Raw genomic sequence first — 16,126 nt, 5'->3', positions numbered from 1 at the left:
CCGACGAGTGTAGCCGTGGGCGACGTAGACGGCGACGGCGACCTCGACCTGCTCACGGCCAACTATGGCACTACTGGCACGGTGAGCGTGCGCCTGAATAACGGAGCGGGCGGCTTCGGCGGGGGCTCCACCCCCAGCGTAGGCGGCCACCCGAATAGCGTAGCACTGGGCGACGTAGACGGCGACGGCGACCTGGACCTGCTCACGTCGAATTACGACAACAATACGGTAAGCGTACGCTTTAACAATGGAGCGGGCACCTTCAGCGGCGGCTCCGACCCAATTGTGGGTATTCACTCGTACAGCGTGGTGGTAGGCGATGTGGATGGCGATGGCGACTTGGACTTGCTCACGGCCAACTACAGCGCCGCCACGGTAAGCGTGCGCCTCAACCAATCGGCTCCCATTGCCACAACGGCCACTCCGGCCAGCATCACGGGCACCAGCGCCGTACTGGGCGGCACCGTGGCCAGCACCAGCAGCACGGCCATAACTGAGCGCGGGGTGGTGTACGTGGCCGGGACCGGCGCGCCCACTACGGCCAACACCAAAGTGGCCATGGGCAGCGGCACGGGCAGCTTTGCTCAGGCCGTAACCGGCCTGGCAGCCAGCACCACTTACGCGGTGCGGGCGTATGCCATCAACAGCGTGGGCATCGGCTATGGCCCTGTCCTGAGTTTCACCACGCCGGGCGCACTGGCCGTTGGCACGGCCGCTCAGCCAGCATACGTACTGCTCTACCCTAACCCAGCCGGCACCAGTTGCACACTCGTGCGCCCGGCCGCCACGGCCGCCACGGCCGCCACGGCCGCCACGGCCGCCACGGCCGAACTGCTCAACGCCCTAGGACAGGTGGTGCGGCGCTTTATTCTACCCACGGTTGAAACGACGCTCGACTTGCGCGGACTAGTGCCCGGCGTCTACCAACTGCGCTTCCCCCTCAACGGCCAGCCCACAAGCAAGCGCCTGCTCATCGAGTAGCACCCTGGTTTTCGGCCGGCGGGCGGCTTTGCTACACCCGGTTCCCCCGGGCGCGCAACAGCAAATCGGCCAGCACCAGCTGGGTCATGGCCTCCACAATGGGCACGGCGCGGGGTAACACGCAGGCATCGTGGCGGCCCCGGCCCACCAGCGTAATGGCCCCCCCCTGGTCGTTGATGGTTTGCTGGGGCTGGAGCAGCGTGGCCACGGGCTTGAACGCGACGCGGAAATAAATATCCTGGCCATTCGAAATGCCACCCTGGCTGCCGCCGCTGTGGTTGGTGCGGGTGCGCACGGCCCCCACGGCATCGGTGTAAAACTCGTCGTTGTGCTGCGAGCCGGGCAATTTCGTCCCCTCGAAACCCGAGCCGAACTCAAAGCCCTTCACGGCATTGATGCTGAGCATGGCCTGGCCCAGCAAAGCCGGCAGCTTATCAAACACCGGCTCGCCGAGGCCGGCGGGTACGTGGCGCGCCACGCCCGTAATCACGCCGCCCACGGTGTCGTGCGCGGCCTGCGCGGCCCGGATGCGGGCTTCCATTAGCACGGCCGTTTCGGGATGCGGGCAGCGCACCAGATTGCTGTCGATGAGGCTCAAATCGAGCAGTTCGTAGCCCACGGGCACTTCCACCTCGCCCACGGCCGAGACGTAGGCCGCGATTTCGATGCCGAAATGGGCCAGCAGGCGCATGGCTACGGCCCCGGCGGCCACGCGGGCGGCCGTTTCGCGGGCCGAGCTGCGGCCCCCGCCGCGGTAGTCGCGGCGGCCGTACTTGGCATCGTAGGTGTAGTCGGCGTGGCTGGCGCGGTAGGCGTGGGCAATGTGCGAGTAGTCGTCGGAGCGCTGGTCGGCGTTGGGGATGAACAGGCTGATGGGGGTGCCCGTCGTCATGCCCTCAAACAGGCCCGACTGAATATGCACCGTGTCGGCCTCCTTGCGCGGGGTAGTGAGGTCACTCTGGCCGGGCCGCCGCCGGTCCAGCGCGGCCTGAATGTGGGCGACCTCCACGGCCACGCCCGCCGGGCAGCCGTCGATGACGACGCCGATGCCCGCCCCGTGCGACTCGCCAAACGTGGTGATGCGAAAGAGGGAGCCAAACGTATTGGACATAAGGTGCTGTTGATTAACGGTTAATAATTAACGATTAGTGGTTAATTGTAGAATCTGCTTGCTTCACGCAGCTTTCACTAACCGTTAATCACTGGCAAAACTACGCCCGCCGCCCCGCCCGCCACCAGCCGAAGCCGGCCACGCCCGCCAGCCCGATGAGCAGCCAGTCGGCGTAGCGGCGCACGTCGCGGTACACGTCCAGCGCCTGCATGGCGGTATCGGCCCCGGCCAGCGCCGGGCCGTAAAACGCGTCATCCTCGGGCCGGGCCAGGGGCTCGGCGGCGGCTACCACGCCTTGCACCAGGGGCCGCAGGCCGGGGCGCAATACGTCGTAGCGGGCCGTAGTGGGGTTAAATACCACCAGTTGCAGCAAACTATCGAGGGGCAGTACGCCGGGCCGCCGGACCACCAGACGGTATCGAAACAGCTTGCGCCCGCCGCCCGGCGCGGGCTCCTCGCGCACCTCGGGGCCGTACACGTCCAGGCCGGGCCACGCAGCCACCACCGGGGCCAGCACCGCCGATAAATTCCCCTGCCCCGCCACGCCAAAGGTGTAGGTGAAGGACTCGCCCACCCGAAACTTCGTCCGGCTGATGGCCTCCTGCCGCTCGAAGCGGCCCACGGCTACCGGGCCACCCGGCGCGGCTGGCGGCAGCGGCTGCACCACCACCGCCAGGCCCGGCGCGGTATAGGTTTTGTAGCCCGCCAGGCGGTTTTCCTGGCCGGGCTCGGGCTTTTTCAGGAGCTTGAATTTCACCATCGTCAGGGCCAGGGGCGGGAAGCGCAGAGGCTGGGCCGTGAGGGGGTAGTAGAGGTTTTCGGCCAGCCGGAAGCGCAGGTACTTCTGGCCCAGGTGGCGTACGGTGTCGGGCGTCACGCTGGGCTCGGGGCCGGGCTCCTGCCAGGCGGTGGGCTGGTGCAGCTCGTGCAGCAGCGGCGGCAGCTGCTCGGTAAAATCGTGGAAGGCCAGCAGGGCCTGGTCTTCGGGCTTGAGGTAGAAATACAGCCCCACGCGCACGCCCTCGCCCACAAACACGCGCGGCCGGTCGGCCAGCACGGCCAGGAAAGCGTGGTCGGCCCGCTCCTCATACAGTACCGGCTTGGGCTTGCCAAACATCTTGTCGAGGTCGGCCACGGCTTGCAGCGGCGCGGTGGGATTGACGGGCTTGGTGATGGAGCTGGGGCTGGGCGGCGCGGCCGGCTCCACCCGCACGGTGGCGGCTTTGCTGCGCAGCAGCACCCCATTCACCGTGATTTGAAAGGGTTTAATAACGATTTCGCCCTCGCCGTAGGGCACGTAGCGCTGGGTGATGGTGAGGTCGGAAAAGCGACGCCCCTGTACGATGCGCGTGGTAGTGGTGCTGGTTTTGCCGGTTTTCTTGAAGCCCTCTAGCTCCGGGAACTCCGAATACTTGTCGAGCGCGCCGCCGCGCAGCCGGAAAGCCAGCGTGAACACGCCCGTGACGGGCAGCATGGCCGGCCCGGGCAGCAGCGCCACATCGACCGGCAGGGTGGCCTGGGGCTTGGGCGGGGTGGCCGGCGCGGCCTGGCCCGGCTTGGGCGGGGCAACCAGCGGAGCCTGGCCCGGGCCGGGCTGCAACAGGCCCGGTAGCAGCCCCAATACCAAAAAAAGTCCTCCCATAGCCACTAACGCATTATCACCCGCTAAAAGTAGCTCAAACCGCTGGATTCAGCCATTCCAGGCAAAACCAGAATTCATCATTTCTCAGCCAGCGACTGGGGCGGAATCAAAAAATGCGGGCAGAATCAATCCTTGCCCCGACAATTGCCGTATCTGCTGTCAATTCACCCATACGGTTGCGGTTTATTCTATTGCAGACGGGCTTTTGGTGCCGTCCGCAATTGTATTGCCCGCGCCTAGTTGCTTCAATTTTCATCTAACCACCCCACGCTCATGTCCGACAACATCCAGCCCCGCGGCGCCGACGACACCTCGTTCGCCCAGCCGCTATACACGCCCATCAAACGGCGTTCGTTCTTCATGTATGCCGGTGCTACGGCTGGGGCTTCGGCCCTGGTGCTGGCTGGCTGCTCGAAAGACTCCAATAACGCCACGCCTTCGCTGCCCGCCGGCAACAGCGTTACCTCCAGCGGTGCCATCAGCCTGGGTTCGGGTGATGTGGGCGTGCTGAACTACGCCTATGCCTTGGAGCAGCTTGAGGCTGACTTCTACAGCAAAGTGGCTGCTTTGCCCCAAGGCATCCTTACCGGCAACGACTACGCTTACTTCCAGGAAGTGGCCAAGCACGAAGCCATCCACCGCGACTTCTTCAAGGCGGCCCTGACCCGCGACGCTGGCTCCCAAGTACTGCGTGGCCTCACGCCGAAGTACGATACGGCCCAGTTCACCACCCGCGATGCCATTCTGAAGACGGCAATGGCGTTCGAGGACCTCGGTGTAGCCGCTTACAACGGTGCCGGCAAACTCATCAAGAAAGCTGATTATCTGGTTATTGCCGGTCAGATTGTATCGGTAGAAGCCCGCCACGCGGCTTATATCCGCGACCTGGTATCTTACGGCTCGTTTGCCGCTGATACCCAAGTAGACCCTGCCTCGGGACTGGACATGGCCATGACGCCGGCCCAGGTGCTCACCGTCGCTCAAGGATTTATCACTGAGAAGCTGGACGGAAGCAGCATTGGTGTAAACTAAGTAGTTCCTTCCCATCCATTCCTAATTCCTCTTCGCCATGAATTTCCTCCATATAATTGACCAGTTGTCCGCCGTCGATTCCGACGCTCTGGACCGTCTCGATACCCGCCGCTCAGTTTTCAACTCGCTGACCACGGTAGCCAAGCGTACGGCTATGGTGAGCGCCCCGGCCCTGATTGCCTCTTACTTTTCGAAAGCCTACGCTGGTACCAGCGCCGGCGACCCCAAAGAGGTGTTCAACTACGCGCTGACCCTGGAACTGCTCGAAGAAGACTTTTATAAGAAAGTCATTGCCTCGCCCTTCTTCACCACGGCCTCGCCGGCGGCGCAGGGTGCCATCAACCAGATTAAAAAGCACGAGTCGGCACACGTTGCGCTGCTGCAAAAGGTTGTTACCGCCATCGGTGGCACGCCCGTAACCGGCATCACGTTCAAAACGTCGACGTTTGCTACGCTGACCTCTTTTGCTGCCCAGCTTGGCATTGCCCAGCTGCTGGAAGACACCGGCGTACGTGCCTACAAAGGCCGCGCCGGCGACCTGCTCGGCTTGGGCGACGTGACCGTGCCGAACGTGGGCACGATTAACCCGCTCCAGTCGGCCCTCCAGATTCATTCGGTGGAAGCCCGCCACGCCGCCCACATCCGCACCATGCGCATGCAGTCGTCGTGGATTAACGGCAACGGCGACCTCGACGGTGATGCCACCTACAAAGGGGCTATTCCGGAGAGCACCACTACCCAGTCGGGCGTAAACCTGATTGCCGCCAACTCCATCACGCCCAACACCACGTACACGGCGAAGGACGCGCAGGCTGCTTTCGACGAAGTTCTGGCAGTTTCGGAAGTACTCGCCATCGCAACGCCGCTCATCGGCGCTTAATGCTGGCCGAAAGTATCTGTAACGGATATTTTTGCCAAACCCCACGAAGCCGGCTCCGCACACGCGGGGCCGGCTTTGCTGTTTATAATCCCAACCGGAGCCGGGGTTTCGTTTCCGGGGTTTGCAACGAGTTAGCTTTGTATCGGCATCTTCCGACGGAATCCGCTTTGGTATTCGGGGGTAGTGGGCTGGTCGCGGGTTTCGCCCGGGCCCGGCCCGGGCCATCGGTTTTCGTAGCTGCCCCTTCTTTTGCTCATCAAACACTCGTTATTTATGTCCGATACGCTTCGGCCCACCGATTCTCAACGCCCGCAGCCGGGACAGCCCCTGCTGGCGCGCATTAAGCGCCGGTCCTTTTTCATGTACGCCGGCGCTACGGCTGGGGCCACGGCCCTGGCCCTGGCCGGCTGCTCGAAGGACACCACTACGCCCAGCAGCGGGGCTACCGGCAACGTCAGCTTCGGCACCGGCGATGCCAGCGTGCTCAACTATGCCTACGCCTTGGAGCAGCTCGAAGCGGCCTTCTACGCCAAGGTGGCGGCCCTCACCACCTCACCCCTGCTGACTGCTGAGATTCCGTATTTCGCCAAAGTGGCCACCCACGAGGCCATTCACCGCGATTTCCTGCGCACGGCTATCAACCGCGACTTCGGCGGCACCATCATCCCCGACCTCACCCCTAAGTTCGACAGCATCGATTTTACCAAGCGCGTGAAAGCCGCCGCTGATACCAAGCTGGGCATTCTCGATGCCGCCAAGGCCTTTGAGGACTTGGGTGTGGCGGCCTACAATGGCGCGGCTAAGCTCATCAAAAGCGCCGTGTATCTGGGCATAGCGGGCCAGATTGTGTCCGTCGAAGCACGGCACGCGGCTTACGTGCGCGACCTCATTCTGCCCGGTTCCTTCGCCACCAACGAGGGGACCGACGTGCTTGGCTTCGACCGCCAAATGACGCCGACCGCCGTGCTCGCCGTGGCGCAAACCTTCGTGGAGCAAACGCTCGACGCCAGCACCATCGGCCAGTAACCTTCTTCTGACTTCTTTTTTGCCATGAATTTCTTCAACATCCTCGACCTGCTGGCGGAAGCTGACCCCGACGTACTGGACCGTTTCAGCTCGCGCCGCGCCGTGTTCAACTCGCTAGGCACCGTGGCCCAGCGTGCGGCCCTGGCCACTTCGCCGCTCTTTCTGGGCGCTTTGTTCCAGAAAGCCTACGCCGGCACAGCCTCCCTGCCCACCGACATCCTGAACTACGCCCTTACGCTGGAGCTGCTTGAGGCCGACTTTTACCGCCAGTTTCTCGCCGCCGGCCAGATTCCGGCCGGTGCGGCCTTCGATGCCATCACCGTTATCAGAACCCACGAGGACGCGCACGTTGCCTACCTGGGCCGCGCCGTCATCGCGGCCGGCGGCACGCCGGTCACGGGCTCGGCCACGGCCGGCATCCGCTTCAATCCCAGCCTGCTGCCCGCCACCTACGCCGACCAGCTGAAATACGCCCAGGTGCTGGAAGACACCGGCGTGCGCGCCTACAAAGGCCGCGCCGCCGAGCTGATGGGCACCGATTTGCTCACGCCGGTGCTTCAGATTCATTCCATCGAAGCCCGCCACGCGGCGCACATTCGCACCATGCGCAGCCAGCAGCCCTGGGTGAGCCTGACCGACGACCTGGCCGCCGACGCGGCGTATAAAGCCGCTTACACCAGCGGCGTGGCCAGCAGCACGCGGACCACTATTGCCCTGGGCGGCACTACCTACGGCATTCCGGCCTACAATCCGGTCCTGCCCAGCCCCCCGGAAAGCAACCTGCAACAGGGGGCCGCCGGCACGAAACTCGCCCTGCTCATTACCACGGGCATCGGCAGCACCACGTATTTGCCCGATGATGCCGCTGCCGCCTTCGACGAGCCCCTGCAGGCCGCCGAGGTACTGGACTCGTCCCGCGCCGGCGGGCTGCTGGCCTAAGCGGGCCAAATCGCGAAGCGGCACTCTTCCGGCCGCGAGCCGGTTCTGCCCCCGCGCAGAACCGGCTTTGTTTTTTAGGGCTTTGCAACCAATGGATGGGTAGCGAGTACCTTTGTAATGGCTGGAACCCGGCTTTTCGGGTTAGCGGGCTGGCTTGAATACTCTACGAATGTCTGACCACACTTTTTTGCCCGCCTGGCGGGAGCAGTCGCTCGGGCGACGCGTGTTTCTACGGGTTTCGGCCGCCTCGGCTGCCTCCGTGGCCCTGATTGCGGCCGGCTGCGCGGGCACCACCACCACGCCCACCCCCGCCGACCCTTACCAGCTGGCCCTGCCGGCCGGCGACCCGGGCCTGCTGTACTACGTCTACCTCATGGCCCTGGCCCAGACCACGCTTTACCAAAAGGTGGTCGATGCCCCGCCCACGGACCTGACCACCGCCGAGCGCGCCGTTTTCGCCGACCTGCGCGACCATGAGGTGGTGCATCAACAAACCATCCGCTACCTCATCGACCCGGTGGGCACGACCCAACTGGTTCCTACTGATTTTGCGTTCAGCCTCAGCAAGTTCACGCTCAGCACCCGCGCCGGGGTACTGGCCGCCGCCCAGCAAATTGCCGACCTGGTAGCCGCCGCTTACCCCGTGCTGCTCACCCTGTTCACCACCAGCAGCATTCCGCAGCGCACCCTGCTGCTCAAGATGGCGTCAGTGCAGGCCCGCCAGGCAGCCGCCGTGCGCGACCTGCTCACGCCCGGCTCCTTTGCCAGCAGTGCCGTGGTGGACAGCGCCGGACAATTGCTCACCAAAACCCCTGCCGAAGTTGTGGCGGCCCTGGCCCCGTACTTCGCTCCTTACGTTATTTCCGTGGCCAGCCTGGCTGTTCCTGTATGAAGCTGATTTCCCTTCTCGACCACCTGGCGGCCACGCCGGCCACCGCCGCGCCGGCCCCCCGCCGTGCCCTGCTGGCCCAGCTGGGCCGGGCCGCCGTGGCCGCGCTGCCGCTGGGTGCCGCCGCCCTGCCCGCCGCCGCCGCCCCCGCCGACACGTCGTTTGATGCCGTGACGCAGCTGCTCCTGCTGGAGCGCACGCAGGTGGCCCTCTACACTCAGGCCCTGGCCGCCCCGGGCCTCATTCCGACGGCGCAAACGGCCGATTTCCAACGCCTGCTGGCCCACCAGACCCAGCACGCCGCCTTACTGCTAAAGGCCATCCAGGATGCGGGAGCCCTTGTGCCGGCCCTGCCCCGGTTCGATTTCAGCGGCCGGCACAGCGTGGCCACCAACCCAGAGCTGTTCCCGGCCGTGCTCACCAGCTACGATGCCTTCCTGGCCCTGGCCCAGCAGCTGGAAGACCTGGGCGTGCGCCTCTACAAAACCCACGCCTTCGTCATCGGCGACCCGCAGTTGTTCCGGGCGGCCCTGCGCATTCACGCCGTTGAGGCTCAGCACTCGGCCCACCTCCGCAGGCTGCGCCGGGACCGGGGCGCGGTGGTGCAAAGCTGGCCCAGCGAGGAAGATGCCGCTATTGTGCGGCCCGCCGCCGCGCAGGCCCTGACCACGGCCGCCACCGACGGCGAAGAAAATGGCGTGCAGTACCTGACGCCGGGGGTGCCGGTGCCCTTCGCCTCCTTTCTGCTCATCAGCACCAACACGGCCATTCACGACCCGGCGCTGGCTGAGTCTTTTGATGAGCCTGTAAGCAGCGCGGTAGCTCAGGCAGCGCTGAATCTGTTCGTTTAAGCCGAGTTATAAGATTCTGGCTTTTTATCCAAAAAGAGTGGCCCAGGCTGCTCTTTTTGCGTATTCGGCCAGCTATTGATGTCCTTCGGGAGCAGCAGGCATTGTGAAGATATTAATTATATATAGTAACTTCACTATCCGACAGCTGGCCCACTCAATAATACCAACTGCTTATTTATTTCATTATTTCACCGTCCTTTTCCCTACCCTATGCTGGATTACATGAAAATGATTCTGACCAAGGTCAGCTTCAACAAGGCCCTTTTTGAGAAAGAATTGCGCAAAGCGCTTAAAATGATTAAGCCCGTTGAGCTGCCCGATTTCCGCATCTGGTGCTACCGGCAGTTTGCCCGCCTCTACCGCCGGGTGCTGAAACGGGTATTTGGCAGCATCACGCCGGAAATCGGCCTGACGTAAGGGGGTGCCCGCGTAAGCCGGCGCTATTCGGCCACAAACTTAATGTTCCGTTTCAGGCCCTCGTAGCCCGTGCGCTTCACGGCCGACTGCCGGAACAGCTCCGTGAATAATTCGTGGGTGATTTCGCGCCAGTCGCCGGGCGTCAGGTCCTTGAGGCCGGGCGCGGGGTTGAACTGGGGCTCCTGGTGCGGCTTCGAGAAGCGGTTCCAGGGACACACGTCCTGGCAGATGTCACAGCCAAATACCCAATTACCGAACTGCCCGGCCACTTCGGTCGGAATCTGGTCCTTGAGTTCGATGGTGAAGTAGCTGATGCACTTGCTGCCGTCCACCACATACGGTTCCGTTATGGCCTGGGTGGGGCAGGCGTCCACGCACTTGGTGCAGGTGCCGCAGTAGTCCCGAATGGGGCCATCGGCGGGCAGCTCCACATCCACAATCAGCTCGGCAATGAAGTAGAACGAGCCGGTGCCGGGCGTGATGAGATTGGAATTCTTGCCCACCCAACCGAGGCCCGATTTCTTCGCCCACGCCTTGTCCAGCACCGGGGCAGAGTCCACGAAGCAGCGCCCGCCGATGGCTCCAATTTCGGCTTCCATATCGCCCAGCAGCGTCTTCAGCTTGTCTTTGATGACGAAGTGATAGTCGCGGCCGTAGGCGTACTTGCTGATTTTGAGGGTGTCATCGGGCTGCTGGGTTTCGGGCGCGGGGTAGTAGTTGAGCAGCAGCGAAATCACCGATTTGGCCCCGTCCACCAGCAGGCGCGGGTCGAGGCGCTTGTCGAAGTGGTTTTCCATGTAGCCCATCTTGCCGTTCATGCGGCGCGTGAGCCAGGTTTCGAGGCGCGGAGCCTCTTCCTCCAGAAATTCCGCCTTCGAAATGCCGCAGGCCATAAAGCCGAGCTCCGCCGCGCGGCGCTTGATGAAGGGAGCCCATTGGGATTGGGGAAGCATGGGCAACGGCGTGATGAGGGTGCAAAGAAACAGAAAACGCGCCGCTAGGGGCGGCGCGTTCCATTGAATGTAGCGTGAACTCTGCGAGTCCGCGCGTGGTGTGGGGGTCGTTTATTCGCGCGGACTCGCAAAGTCCCCGCGACAGTCCTACGAGGTTATCTCGTCAAACAAGCTGCCGTTGTTGCCCCGCATATGCTGCGGCAACAGGCGGCCCAGGTGCTGATACGCCGCTTCCGTGGCCTCCCGGCCCCGGCTGGTGCGCTTGATGTAGCCTTCCTGAATCAGGAAGGGCTCGTACACTTCCTCGATGGTTTCGCCTTCCTCGCCACAAGCGGTGGCAATGGTGCTGATGCCCACCGGACCGCCCTTGAACTTGTCGATGATGGTGGTCAGGATGCGCTTGTCCATGTCGTCGAGGCCGCGGGCGTCCACGTCGAGGGCGTTAAGGGCGAACTGGGCAATTTCGACCGTGATGGTGCCGTCGCCCTTGATTTGGGCAAAGTCGCGGGTGCGGCGTAGCAGGTTGTTGGCAATGCGCGGCGTACCGCGCGAGCGGCGGGCAATTTCGTAAGCCGCGTCGTCGTGAATGGGCGTGCCCAGGATTTCGGCCGAGCGCAGCACGATGGTGGTCAGCAGCTTGGAATCGTAGTATTCCAAACGGGCCGAGATGCCGAAGCGCGCCCGCAGCGGGGCCGTGAGCATGCCCGAGCGCGTGGTGGCCCCCACCAGGGTGAAGGGCGACAGCGAAATCTGCACCGAACGGGCATTCGGACCCGAGTCGAGCATGATGTCGATGCGGTAATCCTCCATCGCCGAGTACAGGTACTCTTCCACCACGGGGTTGAGGCGGTGGATTTCGTCGATGAACAGCACGTCGTGCGGCTCCAGGTTGGTGAGCAGGCCAGCCAGGTCCGAGGGCTTGTCCAGCACCGGGCCGCTGGTCATCTTGATGCCGGAGCCCAGCTCGTTGGCAATGATGTGGGAGAGCGTGGTTTTGCCCAGGCCGGGGGGGCCGTGCAACAGGACGTGGTCGAGGGCATCGCCGCGCATTTTGGCGGCAGCCACGAAGACTTTCAGGTTTTCCAAAATCTTCTCCTGGCCCGTAAAATCGTCGAAACTGAGCGGCCGAAGGGCTTTGTCGATGTCCTTGTCGGTGGCATCGAAGTTTTCGGTGCCGCCGGTGAGATAGGCTTCGCGCATAAGGATATTGCTAAAATGATTGGTCGGTGCTTGCTAAGCGTATGAGTAACTATTTGACGGGGAAAAAAGCTCCATATCTGGAAATTATTAGAACGTCATGCCGGGCTTTCGGATTCGATTCTTAAACCCCCGCCCCTACTCATGCAGCAGCACTTCGATATCCAGATGCAGCCAGTCGGTTTCCCAGGATTTGTGGTTGAGGCGGGCCGAGAGGTGCTTGCCGGCATCGAGCAGGCGGGCCACGGTTTCGTTGCGGCCCTCGGGCAGGTAGCCGAGCCAGACGTTGGCGGGGTCGGTGGCGGGGGCGGTATGCACCTGCACGGCCCAGTCGTCGTAGTGGTTATCGACTTCGCGACTCAGGTGCAGGGCCTGGCCGAGTTTCAGCTTGGGCTCGTATTTCTCCAGGTTGGGGCGGTGCGAGGTGCCGGCCACGAGGCATTCGAGCAGCACGAGGGGTTCGGAAGCAGGGACGACTTTCATCATGGGGCCAAATTACGGCACGGATGCCGGGTTTGAGCGCCAAGCGGGAACGGAGCGGCCAAGGATTATACTTTCCGTTTTTCTCCGCAATTTACCGCGGCCATCGTGCGTGGCAGCATTTCCCTCCTGCCCATGGCCGATTTTGATGACCACGACGACCTGAATGCCGATTCCGAAGAAGAAAATGCCGCCGAGCAGGCTGCGCAGTTCGAAGCCGAACTGCAGCGGCAAATTGCCCTGGTGCCGCCCGAGCTCTACGAGAACATGCAGCCGCTGCTGCTGCTCGGCAGCGTGGCCAGCTACATGCTGCTCGGGCACGACGATGACCCCGTGCCCCAGGCCCTGAAAGAGTTGCTGGGCTACGACATCGACACATTGCAAATAATAGCGGGCGCGACCGACAACCCTAGCCTGGCCCGGGTGATGGCCGCTCACACCCTCCAGCTGTTCGATTTTGTGGTGGTGGGCCGGCTCGTGTACGAAAGCTCCCTTGATGAGCCCCTGCGGGCCTACCTGGCCCGCAACCAGGCCCCCGAGGAAGCGTTGGACGGGCCGCGCCAGTACATGCTCACCTTCGGCGAGTCGCTGCTGGAAAACATTGGCCAGTACCTGACCGGGGATGATGCCGACCTGCGCGAGGAGCTGCACCTGCGCCGCCTGCAAACCGAAAGCATCTTCGCCCGCCTCGACGATACGCTGCGGCCCTACTACCCGCCCGGCCACTCGCCCGCCGAGGTACAGGCCCTGGCCCTGGACGCGGCCGACGAAGCGGAGGACGCGGAGGAGCCGGCCGTACACATCACCTTCACCGAATGCCAGCGCGTGACGCTGGGCACGGCCCTGAGCCTGCCCTACATCTTGGCCGAGCTGGGCGAAACCGCCTTTGGCCGGGCGCTGGGCGGCGTGCGCCGCCCGGCCCTGGAGCGGCTGGCCGCCCGCCTGGCCGCGTCGGAGGCCGAGGAGCCGTTTGGCCTGACGTGGTCGGAGCTGCTGCGGCTATATCAGGCGGCGCAGGTGTGCGCCCTGAGCACCGTGACCGACGTGCTGGCCAGCGGCAGCCTAGAAGACGTGATGCGCGACGCGGCCCCCGAAGACGAGGAAACCCCAGAGGAAATAGCGGCCAACGCCCGCCACGCCCGCGAGGTGATGCTGCTGATGATGGCCGGCTTCGTGGAAGTGGTCGAAATCAACCACCCCGACGATGAGGAAATAGCCGGGGCCAAGGCCAAAATATCGCGGCTGGCCGAGCTGCTGGTGGAGTAGCGGCGGCGCGCATAACCTAGCTTTACACCCAATAAAATCGCGGTAATCCGTTCCTTTCCAACTACTTTTTCGATGTTAGACTTCTACCGTCTTCCCCGCTGGGCATTGCACACCGGCTTGCTGCTGGCCCCCCTCGGAGCCGCGCAGGCCCAGGCCCCCGTCATCACCTCCGTCATCCCGATGGCCAATGCGCGGGCGGCGGCCCGCAACAGCCCCGTCACGGTCAACTTTAACCAGCCGCTCACGGCTGCCTCGGTGGGTGCGATGAAGGTGTTCAGCAGCCAGCGCGGCGGGCTGCGCACGCGCGGGGCCACGCCGGCCGTGGTGAGCGGGAGTGCGCTGAGTTTCACGCCGACGAACTACGACTTCCGGCCCGGCGAGACGGTGCAGTACACCGTGACTACGGCGGCGGCCGGTAGCGGCGGGGTGCTGGCGCAGGGCCGGGTGGGGCAGTTCACGGCGGCGACGGCGGGCGGCGCGGGAGCGGGCAATTTCCTGCCAGCCCTGACGGTAGCAGTTGGCAATTACCCTTCCAGCATGGCCGTAGGCGATATCGACGGCGACGGCGACCTTGACTTGCTTGCCGCCAACAGCAACGACAATCGGGTAAGCATTCACTTAAATAATCGCGGCACCTCATTTGGCAGTGGCCCGGACGTAAGCGTCGGGAATAATCCGGTTAGCCTGACGGTGGGCGATGTGGACGGCGACGGCGACCTGGATTTGTTGGTTGCCAACGGCACCGTGCTGGGCAGCGTGAGCGTGCGGATGAACGACGGCAACGGCAACTTTAGCAACGGCCAAGCAGTGAGCGTGGGCAACAATCCCCGGTGCGTCACGCTGGGCGATGTCGACGGCGACGGCGACCTGGATTTGCTCGCCGCCAATGCCTCGGGCACCACCATCAGCGTCCGCCTAAACAACGGCAATGGCACCTTTAATGGCAGCCAGGAAGTAGGGGTGGGTACATCTCCCGTTTATGTCGCAGTAGCCGATGTGGATAACGATGGCGACTTGGACTTGCTGGTCACCAACGCCACCAGCAGCGGCTTGGTGAGTGTGCGCCTCAACGATGGCAGCGGCCTTTTCAGCGGCAGCCAAAGCGTGAGTGTGGACAATGTGCCCCGCAGCATCGCTGTGGGCGACCTGGACGGCGATGGCGACGTGGACTTCATCACGGCCAGCAACGGCAGCAATACGGTAAGTGTGCGGCTCAACGATGGCAGCGGCAACTTTAGCGGCAGCCAGACGGTGAGGGGCGTAGGCAATCAGCCTTTCGGCGTGGCCTTGGGCGATGTAGATGGCGACGGCGACCTGGATTTCTTTTCCACTACCAACAGCGCCGGGGTGAGCATCCGCTTCAACGACGGCAGCAGCATTTTTAGCGGCAGCAACGGAGTTAGCGTAGGCAACTCTCCTCGGATTGTGATAGCAGCTGATATCGACGGCGATGGCGACCTAGACCTGTTGGTGAGCAACGTGGACAGCAATACGATAAGCATCAGCCTGAACGGCGGCACCGGTCCGCTGGCCGCCGCCGCCGGCTACTCCGCCGCCGCCCTCACCCTCTTTCCCAACCCGGCCCACGGCACTACCACCCTCACCGGGGCCACCCCCAACTCCCCGCTTGCCGTGCTCGATGCCCTGGGCCGGGTGCGGCTCAAGGCCACGGCCGATGCCACCGGCACGGCCCGGCTGGCGCTGCCGGAGGGGCTACCGGCCGGCGTGTATTTGGTGCGCAGCGGCGGGCAGGTGCGCCGGCTGGCGGTGGAGTAAGGATATAGGGAGCCGAAGAAGTACTTTGCGCAGGTATTCATCTTACCTCCATTTCTTTTTATGAAAAAAGTTTTCCTTTCCGTTGCCTTGTCGCTGGCCGTCGTGGGCTCATGGGCGTTTTATCCGAAAGCCGCTGCACCAACCACCGGCAGCCACATGATGGTTATTGGCAACTTCACGCTCAACGGTTTCACGGCCGATGCGAACGTAACCACCATCACGGCCGAGGGGCAGATGACGGAAAAGCCCGTAGAAGTTAAAATCCGGAGCGCAGAGAAAGTAGCCGCAGGCTTCGTCGAGGTGCAAAAAGTAGCCCTGGCCAAGGTCAACGAACTGTCCCAAGCGGGCTGGCACGTCGTGAGCGCCGCGCCCAATAACTACAGCCGCGGTGGCACAACGTTCGTGGTTCAAACCGTTTACATGCTGGAAAAACGCTAGGCTGTTCCGGTACATTATTGCGCAGAAACGGCCGCCCCATTGCTGGAGCGGCCGTTTCTGGTTGTGGCGCGGCGTATGAAGCAGGTGCTACAAGGCTTACTTACTGATGTTACGCCGTGGGGGGGGGGGGGGGGGGCGGGCGGGGGGCCCCCCCCCCCCCCCGCCCCCCCCCCACAACCCCCCCGACAACCCAGGAGAGTAACCGATGTGGACCCCCAGGTAACCCCCCCCGGGTCTGGCGTGTAGAT

At 63.5% G+C, this 16,126-nt stretch carries 16 protein-coding genes; 11 read left to right on the top strand and 5 right to left on the bottom strand.

Going from position 1 to position 16,126, the window contains the following annotated elements:
• Positions 1-981: T9SS type A sorting domain-containing protein (locus tag ACVWYF_RS22800; protein ID WP_457072498.1), on the top strand; the 981-nt coding region annotated here is incomplete at its 5' end.
• A gap of 31 nt (positions 982-1,012) precedes the next feature.
• Here ACVWYF_RS22800 and aroC read toward each other — a convergent pair.
• A complete protein-coding gene (gene aroC, locus ACVWYF_RS22795; protein WP_457072497.1) occupies positions 1,013-2,092 on the bottom strand; it encodes a chorismate synthase in 1,080 nt (359 codons plus the stop codon).
• 100 nt (positions 2,093-2,192) lie between these two features.
• Positions 2,193-3,734 (bottom strand): BatD family protein, encoded by a 1,542-nt coding sequence (locus ACVWYF_RS22790; protein WP_457072496.1) that lies wholly within the window; start codon positions 3,732-3,734, stop codon positions 2,193-2,195.
• Positions 3,735-4,007: 273 nt separating this feature from the next.
• Here ACVWYF_RS22790 and ACVWYF_RS22785 point away from each other — a divergent pair, with 273 nt between their 5' ends.
• From ACVWYF_RS22785 to ACVWYF_RS22755, 7 genes are all read left to right on the top strand, one after another.
• The gene (locus ACVWYF_RS22785; RefSeq protein ID WP_457072495.1) at positions 4,008-4,766 is read left to right on the top strand and encodes a ferritin-like domain-containing protein; all 759 of its coding nucleotides are present in this window, start codon (positions 4,008-4,010) and stop codon (positions 4,764-4,766) included.
• Positions 4,767-4,803: 37 nt separating this feature from the next.
• Positions 4,804-5,646, top strand: coding sequence for a ferritin-like domain-containing protein (locus ACVWYF_RS22780; RefSeq protein ID WP_457072494.1), 843 nt, complete (start codon positions 4,804-4,806; stop codon positions 5,644-5,646).
• Between the two features lie 273 nt (positions 5,647-5,919).
• Positions 5,920-6,672, top strand: a complete 753-nt coding sequence (locus tag ACVWYF_RS22775) for a ferritin-like domain-containing protein (RefSeq protein ID WP_457072493.1) — start codon at positions 5,920-5,922, stop codon at positions 6,670-6,672.
• A gap of 24 nt (positions 6,673-6,696) precedes the next feature.
• Complete coding sequence (locus ACVWYF_RS22770) at positions 6,697-7,611, top strand: ferritin-like domain-containing protein (RefSeq protein ID WP_457072492.1); 915 nt, start codon at positions 6,697-6,699, stop codon at positions 7,609-7,611.
• 169 nt (positions 7,612-7,780) lie between these two features.
• Positions 7,781-8,503 (top strand): ferritin-like domain-containing protein, encoded by a 723-nt coding sequence (locus tag ACVWYF_RS22765; protein ID WP_457072491.1) that lies wholly within the window; start codon positions 7,781-7,783, stop codon positions 8,501-8,503.
• A complete protein-coding gene (locus ACVWYF_RS22760; protein ID WP_457072490.1) occupies positions 8,500-9,351 on the top strand; it encodes a ferritin-like domain-containing protein in 852 nt (283 codons plus the stop codon). Before ACVWYF_RS22765 ends, ACVWYF_RS22760 begins: the two co-directional genes overlap by 4 nt.
• A gap of 210 nt (positions 9,352-9,561) precedes the next feature.
• Positions 9,562-9,768: a hypothetical protein gene (locus tag ACVWYF_RS22755; RefSeq protein WP_457072489.1), complete on the top strand. Its 207-nt coding sequence runs from the start codon at positions 9,562-9,564 to the stop codon at positions 9,766-9,768.
• A 23-nt stretch (positions 9,769-9,791) separates the two neighbouring features.
• On the opposite strand, the gene queG is transcribed toward ACVWYF_RS22755, so the two are convergent.
• The 3 genes from queG to ACVWYF_RS22740 form a co-directional block, all read right to left on the bottom strand.
• Positions 9,792-10,721, bottom strand: coding sequence for a tRNA epoxyqueuosine(34) reductase QueG (gene queG / locus ACVWYF_RS22750; protein WP_457072488.1), 930 nt, complete (start codon positions 10,719-10,721; stop codon positions 9,792-9,794).
• A 147-nt stretch (positions 10,722-10,868) separates the two neighbouring features.
• Positions 10,869-11,921, bottom strand: a complete 1,053-nt coding sequence (gene ruvB / locus ACVWYF_RS22745) for a Holliday junction branch migration DNA helicase RuvB (protein ID WP_457072487.1) — start codon at positions 11,919-11,921, stop codon at positions 10,869-10,871.
• 135 nt (positions 11,922-12,056) lie between these two features.
• Positions 12,057-12,404, bottom strand: coding sequence for an HIRAN domain-containing protein (locus tag ACVWYF_RS22740; RefSeq protein ID WP_457072486.1), 348 nt, complete (start codon positions 12,402-12,404; stop codon positions 12,057-12,059).
• Between the two features lie 129 nt (positions 12,405-12,533).
• On the opposite strand from ACVWYF_RS22740, the gene ACVWYF_RS22735 reads away from it, so the two are divergent.
• The 3 genes from ACVWYF_RS22735 to ACVWYF_RS22725 all read left to right on the top strand — a co-directional run bounded on the left by ACVWYF_RS22735 (position 12,534) and on the right by ACVWYF_RS22725 (position 15,878).
• The gene (locus ACVWYF_RS22735; protein ID WP_457072485.1) at positions 12,534-13,664 is read left to right on the top strand and encodes a hypothetical protein; all 1,131 of its coding nucleotides are present in this window, start codon (positions 12,534-12,536) and stop codon (positions 13,662-13,664) included.
• Between the two features lie 72 nt (positions 13,665-13,736).
• Positions 13,737-15,440 carry a T9SS type A sorting domain-containing protein gene (locus ACVWYF_RS22730; protein WP_457072484.1) on the top strand — a complete coding sequence of 568 codons (1,704 nt, stop codon included), beginning with the start codon at positions 13,737-13,739 and terminating at the stop codon, positions 15,438-15,440.
• 60 nt (positions 15,441-15,500) lie between these two features.
• Positions 15,501-15,878, top strand: a complete 378-nt coding sequence (locus ACVWYF_RS22725) for a hypothetical protein (protein WP_457072483.1) — start codon at positions 15,501-15,503, stop codon at positions 15,876-15,878.
• Positions 15,879-16,126 lie beyond the last annotated feature (248 nt).

It is taken from the genome of Hymenobacter sp. UYAg731 (assembly GCF_054061335.1).
The sequence above is the reverse complement of the archived record's forward strand: the minus strand, read 5'-3'. Positions and strand labels throughout refer to the sequence as shown.

What these genes read in the sequence shown, in the direction of transcription:
- ACVWYF_RS22780 (WP_457072494.1), top strand. Translation starts at nt 4,804, where the DNA reads ATGAATTTCCTCCATATAATTGACCAGTTGTCCGCCGTCGATTCCGAC.
- ACVWYF_RS22775 (WP_457072493.1), top strand. Translation starts at nt 5,920, where the DNA reads ATGTCCGATACGCTTCGGCCCACCGATTCTCAACGCCCGCAGCCGGGA.
- ACVWYF_RS22765 (WP_457072491.1), top strand. Translation starts at nt 7,781, where the DNA reads ATGTCTGACCACACTTTTTTGCCCGCCTGGCGGGAGCAGTCGCTCGGG.
- ACVWYF_RS22755 (WP_457072489.1), top strand. Translation starts at nt 9,562, where the DNA reads ATGCTGGATTACATGAAAATGATTCTGACCAAGGTCAGCTTCAACAAG.
- ACVWYF_RS22770 (WP_457072492.1), top strand. Translation starts at nt 6,697, where the DNA reads ATGAATTTCTTCAACATCCTCGACCTGCTGGCGGAAGCTGACCCCGAC.
- ACVWYF_RS22785 (WP_457072495.1), top strand. Translation starts at nt 4,008, where the DNA reads ATGTCCGACAACATCCAGCCCCGCGGCGCCGACGACACCTCGTTCGCC.
- aroC (WP_457072497.1), bottom strand. Translation starts at nt 2,092, where the DNA reads ATGTCCAATACGTTTGGCTCCCTCTTTCGCATCACCACGTTTGGCGAG.
- ACVWYF_RS22760 (WP_457072490.1), top strand. Translation starts at nt 8,500, where the DNA reads ATGAAGCTGATTTCCCTTCTCGACCACCTGGCGGCCACGCCGGCCACC.
- ACVWYF_RS22740 (WP_457072486.1), bottom strand. Translation starts at nt 12,404, where the DNA reads ATGATGAAAGTCGTCCCTGCTTCCGAACCCCTCGTGCTGCTCGAATGC.
- queG (WP_457072488.1), bottom strand. Translation starts at nt 10,721, where the DNA reads ATGCTTCCCCAATCCCAATGGGCTCCCTTCATCAAGCGCCGCGCGGCG.
- ACVWYF_RS22790 (WP_457072496.1), bottom strand. Translation starts at nt 3,734, where the DNA reads ATGGGAGGACTTTTTTTGGTATTGGGGCTGCTACCGGGCCTGTTGCAG.
- ACVWYF_RS22730 (WP_457072484.1), top strand. Translation starts at nt 13,737, where the DNA reads ATGTTAGACTTCTACCGTCTTCCCCGCTGGGCATTGCACACCGGCTTG.
- ACVWYF_RS22725 (WP_457072483.1), top strand. Translation starts at nt 15,501, where the DNA reads ATGAAAAAAGTTTTCCTTTCCGTTGCCTTGTCGCTGGCCGTCGTGGGC.
- ACVWYF_RS22735 (WP_457072485.1), top strand. Translation starts at nt 12,534, where the DNA reads ATGGCCGATTTTGATGACCACGACGACCTGAATGCCGATTCCGAAGAA.
- ruvB (WP_457072487.1), bottom strand. Translation starts at nt 11,921, where the DNA reads ATGCGCGAAGCCTATCTCACCGGCGGCACCGAAAACTTCGATGCCACC.